This is a genomic window from Dolosigranulum pigrum ATCC 51524 (assembly GCF_000245815.1).
GTDB lineage: Bacteria > Bacillota > Bacilli > Lactobacillales > Carnobacteriaceae_A > Dolosigranulum > Dolosigranulum pigrum.
In genome coordinates this window covers 397,647-410,542 of sequence record NZ_JH601103.1, presented here as the reverse complement: position 1 = coordinate 410,542, position 12,896 = coordinate 397,647, and the positions used below count along the sequence as shown (strand labels likewise).

12 protein-coding genes and 1 pseudogene are annotated in these 12,896 nt (G+C 39.7%); 10 read left to right on the top strand and 3 right to left on the bottom strand.

Features of this window, described 5'->3' with window-relative positions; all coding sequences use genetic code 11:
• Window positions 1-616: 616 nt before the first annotated feature.
• Window positions 617-919: a hypothetical protein gene (locus HMPREF9703_RS01905; protein WP_004635111.1), complete on the bottom strand. Its 303-nt coding sequence runs from the start codon at window positions 917-919 to the stop codon at window positions 617-619.
• 657 nt (window positions 920-1,576) lie between these two features.
• On the opposite strand from HMPREF9703_RS01905, the gene folK reads away from it, so the two are divergent.
• From folK to HMPREF9703_RS08700, 4 genes and pseudogenes are all read left to right on the top strand, one after another.
• Window positions 1,577-2,092, top strand: a complete 516-nt coding sequence (gene folK / locus HMPREF9703_RS01900; protein WP_004635110.1) for a 2-amino-4-hydroxy-6-hydroxymethyldihydropteridine diphosphokinase — start codon at window positions 1,577-1,579, stop codon at window positions 2,090-2,092.
• A gap of 18 nt (window positions 2,093-2,110) precedes the next feature.
• Window positions 2,111-3,067 (top strand): 2-hydroxyacid dehydrogenase, encoded by a 957-nt coding sequence (locus HMPREF9703_RS01895; protein ID WP_004635109.1) that lies wholly within the window; start codon window positions 2,111-2,113, stop codon window positions 3,065-3,067.
• 286 nt (window positions 3,068-3,353) lie between these two features.
• Window positions 3,354-3,539 (top strand): hypothetical protein, encoded by a 186-nt coding sequence (locus tag HMPREF9703_RS01890; RefSeq protein ID WP_004635108.1) that lies wholly within the window; start codon window positions 3,354-3,356, stop codon window positions 3,537-3,539.
• A gap of 702 nt (window positions 3,540-4,241) precedes the next feature.
• Window positions 4,242-4,394: pseudogene (locus HMPREF9703_RS08700) on the top strand (SDR family oxidoreductase); the annotation flags it as partial.
• A gap of 92 nt (window positions 4,395-4,486) precedes the next feature.
• Here HMPREF9703_RS08700 and HMPREF9703_RS01880 read toward each other — a convergent pair.
• Window positions 4,487-5,038 carry a hypothetical protein gene (locus HMPREF9703_RS01880; RefSeq protein WP_004635106.1) on the bottom strand — a complete coding sequence of 184 codons (552 nt, stop codon included), beginning with the start codon at window positions 5,036-5,038 and terminating at the stop codon, window positions 4,487-4,489.
• 59 nt (window positions 5,039-5,097) lie between these two features.
• A complete protein-coding gene (locus HMPREF9703_RS01875) occupies window positions 5,098-5,433 on the bottom strand; it encodes a hypothetical protein (RefSeq protein WP_004635105.1) in 336 nt (111 codons plus the stop codon).
• Between the two features lie 349 nt (window positions 5,434-5,782).
• On the opposite strand from HMPREF9703_RS01875, the gene HMPREF9703_RS01870 reads away from it, so the two are divergent.
• From HMPREF9703_RS01870 to HMPREF9703_RS01845, 6 genes are all read left to right on the top strand, one after another.
• Window positions 5,783-6,478: a CPBP family intramembrane glutamic endopeptidase gene (locus HMPREF9703_RS01870; RefSeq protein WP_004635104.1), complete on the top strand. Its 696-nt coding sequence runs from the start codon at window positions 5,783-5,785 to the stop codon at window positions 6,476-6,478.
• 271 nt (window positions 6,479-6,749) lie between these two features.
• Complete coding sequence (gene cysS, locus HMPREF9703_RS01865; protein ID WP_004635103.1) at window positions 6,750-8,186, top strand: cysteine--tRNA ligase; 1,437 nt, start codon at window positions 6,750-6,752, stop codon at window positions 8,184-8,186.
• Window positions 8,176-8,583, top strand: coding sequence for a Mini-ribonuclease 3 (locus HMPREF9703_RS01860; RefSeq protein WP_155800787.1), 408 nt, complete (start codon window positions 8,176-8,178; stop codon window positions 8,581-8,583). Before cysS ends, HMPREF9703_RS01860 begins: the two co-directional genes overlap by 11 nt.
• Window positions 8,580-9,326 carry a 23S rRNA (guanosine(2251)-2'-O)-methyltransferase RlmB gene (rlmB, locus tag HMPREF9703_RS01855; protein ID WP_004635101.1) on the top strand — a complete coding sequence of 249 codons (747 nt, stop codon included), beginning with the start codon at window positions 8,580-8,582 and terminating at the stop codon, window positions 9,324-9,326. Before HMPREF9703_RS01860 ends, rlmB begins: the two co-directional genes overlap by 4 nt.
• A 193-nt stretch (window positions 9,327-9,519) precedes the next feature.
• Window positions 9,520-11,850, top strand: coding sequence for a bifunctional metallophosphatase/5'-nucleotidase (locus HMPREF9703_RS01850; RefSeq protein ID WP_004635100.1), 2,331 nt, complete (start codon window positions 9,520-9,522; stop codon window positions 11,848-11,850).
• 161 nt (window positions 11,851-12,011) lie between these two features.
• Window positions 12,012-12,881 (top strand): ROK family protein, encoded by an 870-nt coding sequence (locus tag HMPREF9703_RS01845; RefSeq protein WP_004635099.1) that lies wholly within the window; start codon window positions 12,012-12,014, stop codon window positions 12,879-12,881.
• Window positions 12,882-12,896: the final 15 nt, after the last annotated feature.

The following is a 12,896-nucleotide window of genomic DNA, read 5'->3' as shown; positions in this document are numbered from 1 at the left end:
TTTTTTACTTCATTTTTAATGTATTTATTTTTCCTGAGTCACATCAATTTGAGAAATTTTCTAATTATGTATTAACGGTTATTTGTATAGTTCAATTATATGTTTTTATAAAAAAAGATGACTAATATTAATTAAAAAAAGATGTATAACCTCAAAATCCAAGATATTGGCATGTGTATAAAAAGTGTTTTAAATTTTTTGTTATTCATTTTACAGCACATCTCTCCTTTTTATTTAATTATCCGTTTATATTGTTATTATATCAACTGATTTTGGAAAGTCAAATTTGTAAAAAAGTAATTTGAGATAGCTGCTAATTTGATGCCGTGTATGGGGGTACTACGCCTCCCCATTTGGTAAAAAAAGAGCCCCGATAATTAAGAGCTCCTCAATTATTTTTATTATTTTACAATTCTCCACGACACCCAAAGGCCGATGCTGCTAATCCAGCTTCAAGTATTCCAGCGTTTAGTTTCTTACCAGTTAATCCAACATACTTTAATATCAATGTAGCCGCCTTATCCCAAGCTTCGCCTTTTAAATAGTTAGCTATAGAACCAATAACATCACCAGATAAGGTCCTACTTGATCCTTTAAAATACAAATTCCAAATTCTTTAGCACCTCCAGTTTTTATTTTTCAAAATATCATAAATTAAAATTACAGGTGATAAAATATATAAAACAGGTAATATAATTCTATGAATTCTAATACCATAATCATCTTTGAATTCCATTCTATCAACCGAAAATGGAAAAATTGGCAAACTAACAAAAAGATATGTCGTTAATACTATCATAGGAAATTTTGTAGCTGAATAAGACATATATTCTTCTACAAAATACCAATATCCTATAAAGAACAATGAACCTATAAAAAGATAAAAAGCTCTAAATAAAATTTTTTCATATTTTTTCATAGATCTCACTCCCTTAATTAACTATATAGCTAATACCTATTAACAAAATTATATAATATAAAGCGAATATATTTCAATTAAAACGTTTACAAATTCAAAAAACAAATATTTAGATACCTTCATTGTAAAATTAAAATAGAAATTTAAAAGGGTCATCTGTGGTACAATCATCCTATATCAACCCTCTAAGAAGAGGGGGAGTTTGTTTAATGCAGAAATTATAGTGGTTTCAGAAGTAGGCTAGCTAATTTTTGCTTGAGTTCGATAGAATATTTTTTGAACTTGAAGGAAAAGACCATAATAGATTCCCCTTAAATTCGTTCAATAGTTCTATAAATTTTTGGATAATTACTGTTTTTTTCGGAGTCGTAGTTATGGTGAAGTTTTCTCCGTATGAACATAGGTATCACTCTTGTTAGCAAGGACAACAGTTTGAACTGAATTAGATAGTAATACACTACTCAAAGATAAGATCATTAGCTTCTTCATGAAAATCCCTCCTAGGATGTAGCCAATGTGGACAGTTAATAAGGTTCACACAAATTATGCCACAGATTTAAAGTGTTTTCATAAAACTAGCCACGCAAACGTTTTATTTTCAATAGGCAGGTGGCAGTGGTAAAATGAGTGTGAGATTATACAGAGAGTTGGTTCACTATGCATACCGTCTACATCGCACTTGGCAGCAATATTCAACCCAAGGCAAGTTACTTATCGCAAGCCATTGAGAAACTAAACGCACACCCGAGCATTACCGTCGCCAAAATATCCAACGTCTACAACACCGCCCCGAAAGGCTATACAGCTCAAGATGATTTTTATAATATGGTGGCTACACTACAGACAACCTTATCACCGAGCGATTTATTGCATGCCTTACATCAGATTGAACAAGCACTCGGGCGTGTTCGGACCATTAAGAATGGGCCACGCACGATTGACTTGGACATCTTGGTGTACGGTCAACAACAGATCAATAATGAGACATTGATTATCCCCCATCCGCGCATGCAGGAGCGGGCCTTCGTCTTAGTGCCACTGCAGGAGATTGCAGGAGAGTTGATGATTCCCGGTCTAGACCAGACCGTCCAAGACTTAACCAACCAATTAGCTGATAGTGAGCTGGCAGATGTTCATCAGATGGGTCAATTAGACGATTTATACAATCATTAGAATAAAGGAGAGGATAGCATGAAAGTTGCTTTATTAGAACCATTGAATGTAAGCAAGGACCTTATTGACGAATTAGCTCAACCGATTGAAGACCTGGGACATGAATTTATCTATTACCCGGAGAAGACGACGGACCGTGATGAATTAGCTCGGCGCAGTGAAGATGCAGATATTGTCATGATTGCCAATAATCCGTACCCGAGAGAAGCGTTCGAGCATGCGAAAAACTTGAAGTTAATTAATGTCGCCTTCACCGGTATTGATCATGTTGACCAGAAGACTGCTAAGGAGTTGGGGATTCAGATTGCGAATGCAGCCGGGTATTCGGACCAGTCTGTTGCTGAGTTAGTGATTGGCTTAGCCTTGGATGTGTACCGTCAGATTTCTGGGGGGAATCAAGCTATCCGTAGTGACAAATTTCCTGGACAAGTCCAAGGGCGCGAACTCCACGGCAAGACAGTCGGCATCATCGGCACCGGCAATATCGGGCTGAAGACAGCTGAGTTATTTAAGGCATTTGGGGTGACGTTGATTGCCTACAGCCGCAGTGAGCGTGACCAGGCGAAGGAATTAGGGATTGAGTATGTGGAGCTAGATGAATTGATGAAGCGCAGTGATATTATCACCATTCATGTTCCGAATAATGATCAGACACGTGGGCTTATCTCGCGTGAGAAGTTGGAACTGATGAGCGAAGATGCCATCTTAATCAACTGTGCACGTGGTCCGATTGTTGACAACGAGGCGCTGGCAGAACTGTTGAATGAAGAGAAGATTGCCGGCGTAGGACTCGATGTCTTCGATATGGAACCGCCGCTACCAAGCGATTATCCGCTGTTGTCTGCTAAGAACGCGATCTTAACCCCGCACGTCGCCTACCTGACTGATGAAGCGATGATTAACCGTGCCGAAATCGTCTTCGACACGACGATTAGTTATCTAAAAGGTGAAGAGAAAAATATAATGGTTGACTAAGCAAGACGACTACAGCATGTCTGGACTAGATTATCTTCTGGTTTGGAGATGCTGTTTTGCTGTTATGTATCCCCGTGTATTACAGTCAAAATATAAGCAAAAACCAATTTAAAAACGATATATATATGTGGTAAACTGTATTTGAGATTAAAATAAGAGTGGAGTTCAAAACTTATAGATAAAGCCATTAAAAAATTGACTGGATCGGTAAAAATACATTATCCTCGCAAGAACTTGCAATATTTAAGAGAGTGTAGATTTATGGGGCTATTGGAGGATGAAAACTATGAATAAAAAAAGATCACCGATATTTTGGGTATTCATTATTGCGATGGTATTGTTGGCACTTCTCAGATATAGCGGGTCACTATTTGGAGTCTCAACTTATGGAGAAACTGCCATTGTGGTAGTAGGAGTGGTTGTTGTGATTGGGCTGTTATTTTGGGGATATAAAAAGTTCTTCGATGAATGATGATAAGCCATTCCGAACACGGAGTGCCTTTAGTTAATCGAATAATCATATGGGATTTATGTTTTTAAAGGTGGATTATAATATAAAATGAAATTGTAGTGGATTCACTGAGAATAATAGCACAATAAGAGAGGAGGAGCTGTTTTCCACGCTTGTATCTGACTGATAAAGGTGTTGTTAGCAGTTGTATGAATTTATAGGGGGAAAATGTGCTTTATGAGAATAGATAAAAACAATTTCAAAACACATTATATAGGTTTGCCGTTTTGGTGGATATTTGGATCTATTACTTGGGTGTTTTTGATTCGAAAAGGCACTTGGAATGATTTGGTAGATTTACTTATCCCATTACTATTGTATTACTTTTTTATAAGTCTATGGGATTATTATAAAAGAAAATCAGATGATTAATATATTATTCATCATGGTGTATTATTAAGTGAAAAATGTAGTGACATTCAGGCTAGCCGCCTACTTGATTATTTTTACCACCACCTACAAAGCATCTAGCAAAAAGCTAGGTGCTTTTAAAAATTCAATAAATTGCTCTTATCAGATCATTAACATAAAGAAGAAGTGGAAATCTTGGAAACACTTAAAAGCGATTTATAACCATGGTAGAACATAGATAGAGATAAAATGAATATAAAGGAGGTTGGGGTGTCGTATTATGATAGGTTTTAATCTAATGAAGCAACTGATTATATTCCAGCCAAAACACTCGGAGAACCGCAAGATATCGGTGTAGCAGTAGCGTTCTTCGCTGCCAAAGAGAGCAAATATATCACGGGCCAAGCCTTGGTCATCGATGATGGTCAAGTACTGCCAGAAACTCCAGATGTTGTCAGTGATTAAGTCACTCAATCATAAGCCTCTCTAGTTGCTGGGGTGCTTTTATATGAAAAACGCCCAAGACTTTTTCATTAGAAGTTCTTGGGCAATATTTATTATGCATCGATCATGTTGTGATTTGATAAAATACGTTCAATTTTTTCTTTGTCTTTCAGATCAAATATCAGTTCATTTTCGTTAAAGTGGTCATGGAACTTAAATACCAATTGATCCTGTTCTTTAATCAGCGAGTAGTCACCCAACTCAGTGATTTTATCAAATCTTTCAAATTGAATGCTCCGTATTGGGAAAAAATAACCTTTTGAGCCATATGATGGGAAAAGTACTTTTGATTCGTAGTAAACACCATGTCTAGAGAAACCATAACTAAATACAGAGATACATCGGGCAACAATGACTACAATAACTAGACCTAGTAATAATTCCCAGTAATTTTTCTGAAGGACTGCATAGACTACACCAACGATTCCAGCAAAAATAATATATCCAATGTTCAAGCGACGCTTCCATTGACTAGATTTTCCAGAGACAGTTATTTGATTAATTCGGTGTACAGTTCGCACTACATGAATAAGGGGGCCGAAAAGCCCAATTAATAAAATGATGTTTGCAATTGTTGAGTCGTAGAAAAATTGTTCGATTGTCATCACTTCCAATTTATATTATTTAATAAAAGGTAGTATACAAGGGAGAATGGACGGGTTAATTATTCAAAAAATGCACAGTTTGCTGCGCCGACACCCAATTCAGCTACTATTCGACTAACAGAGAAGCTGAGTCCAGCATCAATAAGTAAGTCAGCTAAAATATTGGCTACTTGATTCCAAGCTTCATTTACTATCAATGATCGTAAATCATTGGTGAACAAATTATAAATGTCAATAATTTGGGATCCGGGAAGCAAACCAATAATTTCCCCTGCCATACATGAGACAAAATCTCGGCGTTGCATCGCAGTGCGCAGGTGATCGGCTCGATTATCTTCATTGTAGATGACTTTAATACCCTCAGCAATGTGGTGGGCTTGTTTTACCTCACGCATTCATCTTACAGTAAAAGCACTTACAAGAGCAAGTGATATTACTAATTATTATTGTATTGTCATAATAAAGATTTTTAAAAATATGAATACAGTGAAACGTTGCTGTTAGGTAAACGAAAAATGAACAATCTGTTAATTATCTGGAAATACGAGCAATATGATGGTTACTACAGATAATAGATATAAATTGAGGGCTTCCACGAAAATCTTCTAGTATTCACGGATTGAAAACAGGCAATTCACGGTAAATTGTCCCAAAAATTTACAATATATGGCATAATGAATATATCAGAGAAATAGAACGGGTTTAAATTTGACAATAAAGTAATTATACAAAGGAGATATACAGATGGAGTTTATCAAGAAAAGTCTATCTATTATTAAAATAATTGCATTATCATTGCTGTTTACGATTTTAATACATTTTGTTTCATTGGGGGCATTTGCGGAACGTTTATTTCCAACTTTCCCGGAAGGAACTACTGCTAATATTATAAAGTTAGCCTATACAATTATCGCATTTATCATTATATTTTGGTTGTTGAAGCGGTGGAATCGTTCAGTCAATAATACGTATATGGATCATTCAGTGTTTAGTAAAAAAATATGGGGTTATGGTATTGGTGGATATATCATTATATTTGTACTATCACTTGTATTTCTATATGTGAAACAACACATTGCAGCTGGACCTCAAGAATCTTCACGTGTTATCCAGGATCGTTTCTTTTTTGAGGAAGGCATGTTTGCAGCCAGTATAACAGGGCTCAATACGTTGATTTTCAGCCCCATTCTAGAAGAAATGACGTTTAGATTAGGCTTTCTAGGTCAATTAGTTGAAGAAGATATTCCCCAATGGATAGCTATACTTGGGACTTCTGTTGTATTTGCTTGGTTTTATGGTGATATCATCTCTCAAAGTTTTATAACAGGGATAGGGTTATCTATCTTAACATTGAAGAGCAAATCGATTTACCCCGCTATGATTGCACATGTGTTAATCAACACTTCTGTATTAGTAATTCGTTGGTATCAGTATCAATAATTAAATTGCACAGAATATGGGTTTCCTTCATTGTCAAATTAAATACAACAAAACATATGATTATCTGAATTGCATCTCTTCTTGCAATTCAGATACTCTATTCCCGCCAACTATAGCATTTAACCCCGTGAGTAGATTGCTGAGTATGCTTAAGAAAAAATGCTGCTATAATTGTTGCAATAAGAAGTAGAGTAGGCATAGCAGTGAGTGCAATCTGGTTCTTTCTCAACAGGTGGGGTTGTGATATAATGAAAGGGAGATTGGGGGAATTGTGGTGAAGGTATATAATACATTAAGTCGACAGTTGGAGGAGTTCGTACCGATTGAGCCGGGAAAGGTGCGGATGTATGTGTGCGGACCGACTGTGTATAATTATATTCATATCGGGAATGCGCGGGCAGCGGTAGCGTTCGATACGATTCGGAAGTACTTGGAGTTCCGGGGTTATGCAGTTCGTTATGTTAGTAATTTCACGGATGTGGATGATAAGATTTTACGGGCTGCACGTGAGACGGGTGAAGAGCCGAGAACATTGGCAGAGCGGTTCATTCAGGCGTATCATGACGATACGGGAGCGCTGAATGTTGCCCAAGCAGATGTTCATCCAACTGTGACTGACAATATTGATGAAATTATTGCGTTCAATGAAGCGTTAATCGAGCGAGGTTATGCGTATGAGTCCGGTGGGGATGTGTATTTCAAGACCCGTGAATTTGAATCATATGGGAAGCTCAGCGGGATTTCGGTGGATGAGTTGTTAGCGGGGGCCAGTGAGCGGTTAGATGAAGCTGACAGCCAGCTGAAAGAAGATCCGCTTGATTTTGCGCTTTGGAAGACAGCTAAGGACGGCGAGTTGTCTTGGGATTCTCCGTGGAGCAAAGGACGCCCAGGTTGGCATATTGAATGTTCTGTCATGGCGACACGCGAGTTAGGTGATACCATTGATATTCATGCAGGTGGGCAAGATTTGCAGTTCCCTCATCATGAGAATGAAATTGCTCAGACAGAGGCGAAAACGGGGCAATCATTTGCCAATTATTGGTTGCATAATGGGTTTGTGACGATGGATTCAGAGAAGATGAGCAAGTCGCTGGGGAATTTTAAGCTATTGCGTGACTTGTTAGAGCACTTCGATGGGCAAGTGTTGCGTTTCTTATTAGCGACGGCTCATTATCGTAAGCCGATTAACTATTCAGAGGCAGCGATTGAAGAAGCACAGGTGAATTTGCAGAAGATTCAGACGGCTTATGAGAATGCTGAGTATCGTTTGCGTTCAGCGGTGGATGTGAGTGGTCAGTTGCCGGATGATAGACAAGTCCTTGATGAGTGGCAAGTGTTTCTTGATAGCTTCAATGCTCATATGGATATGGATTTCCAAGCACAGAATGGAATCAGTGATATCTATGACATGGTTCGCTTCTTGAATCGCTATATGAATCAAGCGATGGTGTCAGGTGCTGTCTTAGATCAGTTGCTAGCTGACCTGAAGGAGCGGTTGTACATTTTTGGAATTGAAGATCTGACGAGTGAGCAGACCTTGCTAGATGAAGACATTCGGAACTTAATCGATGAGCGTGAACAAGCACGTGAAGATAAAGATTACGCCCGTGCAGATGAGATTCGTGACCAGCTAAGTGAGCAAGGAATTATTCTAGAAGATACGGCTCAAGGTGTTCGCTTCAAGCGGGTGAATGCAGATGGAGAGTAAACAAGCAGCGCTTCTGAATGGGCTGGCACTGGCATATATGGGTGATGGGATATATGAAGTGTACGTCCGTGAGCACTTGTTGGTGGCAGGTGATACGAAGCCGAATGAATTGCATAGGAAAGCCAAACGTTATGTCTCAGCGGAAAATCAAGCGGATGTGATGGATTGGCTCTTAGCAGAAGAGCGATTAAGCGCGGATGAGGAGATTTACTTTAAGCGGGGACGCAATAGTAAATCGAAGACGAAAGCGAAGAACGCAAGTCACCGAGCGTACAGTTATTCGACGGGTTTTGAGGCAATGATTGGGTGGTTATATTTAACCAATCAACTTGACCGATTGCAAGAGTTAGTACGGCAGTGTCTAATGTGGATTGATGAAAGAGAGATGAGAGAATGAGTTCGAAAGAAGAATTTGTGATTGGTCGGCATCCGGCGCGAGAGGTGTTGCAATCAGATCGTGATGTGAATAAGGTGTTTTTGCAAGATGGGCTCAGTTCGGGCAAAATTAGTGAGTTATTTGATTTGGCAAAAGCTCGTGGGATTCAGGTGAGCTTTGTGCCGAAGTCGAAATTGGATAGTTTGTCAGATGGGGGTAATCATCAAGGAGTTGTCGTAACGGCAAGCCCGGTTGATTATTATAGTTTGGATGAGTTGCTAACAGAGGCGCGAGAGGATACGGATGAGCCGTTCTTTATTATGCTAGATGGTGTGGAAGATCCGCATAACTTAGGATCAATTATGCGGACCGCTGATGCAGCTGGCGTTAATGGGATTATTATTCCGAATCGGCGTGCAGTTGGACTAACTAGTACGGTAGCGAAGGCAAGTACGGGAGCTATCGAGCACGTACCCGTTGCTCGCGTTAGTAACTTGAATAATACCATCAAGAAGCTCAAGGATGAAGGATTTTGGTTCTTCGGTACCGACATGAACGGCAAAGATTATCGCCAGTGGAATACGCAAGGATCGATTGTGTTAGTGATCGGCAACGAAGGAGAAGGATTGTCCCGGCTGGTGAAGGAAAATATGGATGAAGTCTTGAAGATTCCGATGACAGGTCACGTCCAGAGTTTGAATGCCGGTGTCGCTAGTGCAATCTTAATGTATGAAGTATACCGCCAGCGAAATCCATTAGATTAATACAGCAGAATGCCCGACGATTCTATTATATAGAGTGGTCGGGCTTTTTTGGCTATTCTAGGATGAGTTTCTATAATAATTCACATGAATAACAATTATTATATGATTTTTATTCATAAAAAGGTTTCATTTGTACGCGGTTGCGGTATAATAGGGGTAGGAGTTAAATATAAAACTTAGAAAGAGGGATTGGATGTTCAAACAGGAGCGAGTGCACCGAAAAGTGTTGCGCAAGGTGAAGAAACAGTTCGTGACAGTGACGGTCTTAGGAGGACTTGTGGGGTTAGGAGCACAGGCAGTAAGTGCTCAAGAAGAAGTGGAGAACCAGTCTACGGAATCCGCTACAACCGATAAATTAGCGCCGGAAGAAGCAAATGATCAAACACACGAAGAAGCATTAGTTGAACTTGAAGCACAAGTAACACCGAATAACAAGAGTGAAGTAGAGGAAGTAACTCCTCTAACTGAAGCAGACACAGTAGATACACAGGCGGTATCCACTCTGACAGAAGAAATAAATGAAAAAGCCGAAACCGATAAGGAAAAAGCATCCAATCAAGAAGAAACAAAACCAGCTAATCAGGAACAAACAAAACCAGTCGAGAATAAAGATAACAAAGAAAAGAAAAAATACCGCCGGGCAACTATTATGCACACGAATGATTTTCACGGGCGTTTAAGTGCAAAGGGAGATTCTAGATATGACTTAGGATTTGCTCATGTGAAGACATTGGCTGATAAATATCGTGAACTTGCCGATGAATTTATTATGGTAGATGCGGGAGACACCATTCACGGAACGAATGAAACGAACTTGTCGGAAGGAAAAAATGCGATAGATTTATTGAACAAATTAGGCTATAAAGCCTTCGTACCAGGCAATCACGAGTTCAACTATGGCTTAGATCGTCTCTTGGAGTTGACCAACAATGAAGAGAATACATTCAAGACGATTTCGTCTAATGTGGAATACAAGAATACTGGCAAACAAGTTTTTGATTCGTTCGTCGAATGGGAAGTGTTTGGACGCAAGATTGGGATTTTTGGGATTACGGCCCAAGATACTCCAACAACTACTCACCCGAAAAATGTAGAAGATATTCGCTTTACAGATGAGATTGAAGCCACTAAAAAACAAGTCGAACAATTAAGTGAGCAATTCAGTCATCTAGTGGCACTCACTCACGTCGGGCACAATATTGATAAAAAAATTGCCCAAGCAGTTCCTGAACTGGATGTCATTATCGGTGGACACTCACACACGCCTGTTATCGGTGGCGAGATGGTGGGTAATACCTTAGTGTCGCAGGCATGGGAATATGGGAAGATGATTGGCTTGGTGCACTTAGATTTTGATGAAGACGGAAATCTAGTGAAGAAAACAGCAGAGACAATTACTTTGGAGGAAAATTTTGAATTGAAAGATAATCGCGGAAAACAAGAAAATATCTTAGATGTTCTCCCAAGTTCAACAGTAGGGAATACGGATGATATTAAGCGTGAAACTGTCGAAGAAGATCCAGAAGTAAAAGCGATGCTAGATAAGTTCAAAGCATCATTGGATGAGAAATTAAATGAAGTCATCGGAGAGTCTAGTGTTGACTTGAATGGAGCACGTGATGCAGTGCGTAAACGTGAAACGAACTTAGCGAATTTTGTCGCAGATGCTATTCGTGAGTTTTCCGGAGCAGATATTTCTTTGATTAATGGCGGAAGTATTCGTACAAGCTTGGCATCTGGTGAGTTGACAGTCGGTAGTGTGATTGAGGTTTTACCATTCATTAACACCGTCGAGACGATTAACATTCCTGGTCGCGAGATTAAAGATGCACTAGAGCACTCTGTTCGCCTATTGCCAGAAGAGCAGAACGGTGGTTTCTTACAGATCTCTGGGATGAAGGTTGCCGTTGATTTGACTCGACCAGTTGGAGATCGTATTGTAGGGGTTAGTGTGGGGGATGAACCACTTGACTTGGACCGTACGTACGCTGTGGCATCCAGTGATTTCACCTTAGCAGGTGGTGATGGCTATGATATGTTCACTAAATATGAGATTGCAAATGTATCAGGTGAACTCTTCTCTGATGCGGTTATTAACCATATTAAGGCACAAAAAGGACCGATTAACCCTAAAGTTGATGGCCGAATTACGATTTCGGATAAAGCTCTAACAGATTCAGACTTACAAGAACTAGGCTTCACACGTCTCGGAGCAAAAGCTGCCGATCAACCAGCAGAAGGTGCTTCGGAACAAGCAACTGAACAGCCAACGCAAGAGGAACAAGTAAACAATGCGGAAGCTCAAGAGTCACAAGACACACAAAAAGCAACTGATAAAACAGCTGAAGGACGTTCAACTGCGAAAGAAGCTCTTGTCGAAGAAAAATTACAAGAAGAAAAAGAGCAAAAGAAAGCTGGTGTACGTCTACCAGATACCGCAACCGGCGCGTGGGCACTCGGCTTAATTGGGTTAACGTCATTAGTTAGTGGATTAGGTACGAAAAAATTTGCACGAAAAGACTAATCTCTCATTAAGAATGATTAAATAAATAATCCCCGATCCCTGACTCTAAAGTAGAGTGAGGGATTTTTGGGTTCAACGGATAGAAATTTCCATCTAGCTATATCGTTTTCACGGGATTTCCCTTATAATAGAGGAGACAGATAATAGTGAGGGGAATTCAAATGGCCATTCTTGCATTCGATATTGGAGGAACATCAGTAAAATATGGTGTGTGGACAGATGAGAGCATCACAGTTCAGTCATTCGCTACACCAGATACGTGGGCTGAGATGAAAGAGACGATGGTTGAGATTAAAGAATCGTTCGCAGTTGATTATGACTTGGAAGGGGTTGCGATTTCGGCGCCAGGAACGGTTGATAAGCGTTTAGGACAGATTGTTGGCGTGAGTGCAATTGAATACATTCACTTTTTTCCAATCTTTGATGAACTGGAATATGCATTAGGGTTGCCTGTGACGATTGAGAACGATGCGAACTGTGCGGCCTTAGCGGAATATTGGCGTGGTGTGGGCAAAGATGCCGATAGTATGCTGTTGGTCGTCATTGGAACGGGAATCGGTGGCGCGCTTATTCACCAAGGGAAGTTATACCGCGGAGCGAACTTGTCAGCGGGAGAATTCGGAATGATGTTAGTTGGTCAGGCTGGGGATAATTGGAGCCAGTCTGGTAGCCCTGTGAACTTAGCTAAGCGGTATGCTAATCGTACTGGCGAGACTGTAGAGGCTACAGAGGTGTACAAACAGGCCGAGCAAGGTGATGCAGTTGCAATAGAAGAAGTTGCTTATCAATTCGAGAGTCTAGCTAGAGGTTTATACAATTTGACATTTGTGTTTGATCCGGAGATTATTGCGATCGGTGGCGGTTTTTCGAATAAGCCAGACTTAATTGATTCATTATATGACACTATGTATGACTTAGTTGATCGGTATAACTTGTTATTCCCGTATCGACCTAATCTGCAGACCTGCCACTTTAAGAATGATGCTAATTTAATCGGTGCGGTCTATCACTTTAAGCAAGAACAAAAATAATAGCTAAACTAAAAA

What these genes read in the sequence shown, in the direction of transcription:
- HMPREF9703_RS01905 (WP_004635111.1), bottom strand. Translation starts at nt 919, where the DNA reads ATGAAAAAATATGAAAAAATTTTATTTAGAGCTTTTTATCTTTTTATA.
- folK (WP_004635110.1), top strand. Translation starts at nt 1,577, where the DNA reads ATGCATACCGTCTACATCGCACTTGGCAGCAATATTCAACCCAAGGCA.
- HMPREF9703_RS01895 (WP_004635109.1), top strand. Translation starts at nt 2,111, where the DNA reads ATGAAAGTTGCTTTATTAGAACCATTGAATGTAAGCAAGGACCTTATT.
- HMPREF9703_RS01890 (WP_004635108.1), top strand. Translation starts at nt 3,354, where the DNA reads ATGAATAAAAAAAGATCACCGATATTTTGGGTATTCATTATTGCGATG.
- HMPREF9703_RS01880 (WP_004635106.1), bottom strand. Translation starts at nt 5,038, where the DNA reads ATGACAATCGAACAATTTTTCTACGACTCAACAATTGCAAACATCATT.
- HMPREF9703_RS01875 (WP_004635105.1), bottom strand. Translation starts at nt 5,433, where the DNA reads ATGCGTGAGGTAAAACAAGCCCACCACATTGCTGAGGGTATTAAAGTC.
- HMPREF9703_RS01870 (WP_004635104.1), top strand. Translation starts at nt 5,783, where the DNA reads ATGGAGTTTATCAAGAAAAGTCTATCTATTATTAAAATAATTGCATTA.
- HMPREF9703_RS01860 (WP_155800787.1), top strand. Translation starts at nt 8,176, where the DNA reads ATGGAGAGTAAACAAGCAGCGCTTCTGAATGGGCTGGCACTGGCATAT.
- rlmB (WP_004635101.1), top strand. Translation starts at nt 8,580, where the DNA reads ATGAGTTCGAAAGAAGAATTTGTGATTGGTCGGCATCCGGCGCGAGAG.
- HMPREF9703_RS01850 (WP_004635100.1), top strand. Translation starts at nt 9,520, where the DNA reads ATGTTCAAACAGGAGCGAGTGCACCGAAAAGTGTTGCGCAAGGTGAAG.
- HMPREF9703_RS01845 (WP_004635099.1), top strand. Translation starts at nt 12,012, where the DNA reads ATGGCCATTCTTGCATTCGATATTGGAGGAACATCAGTAAAATATGGT.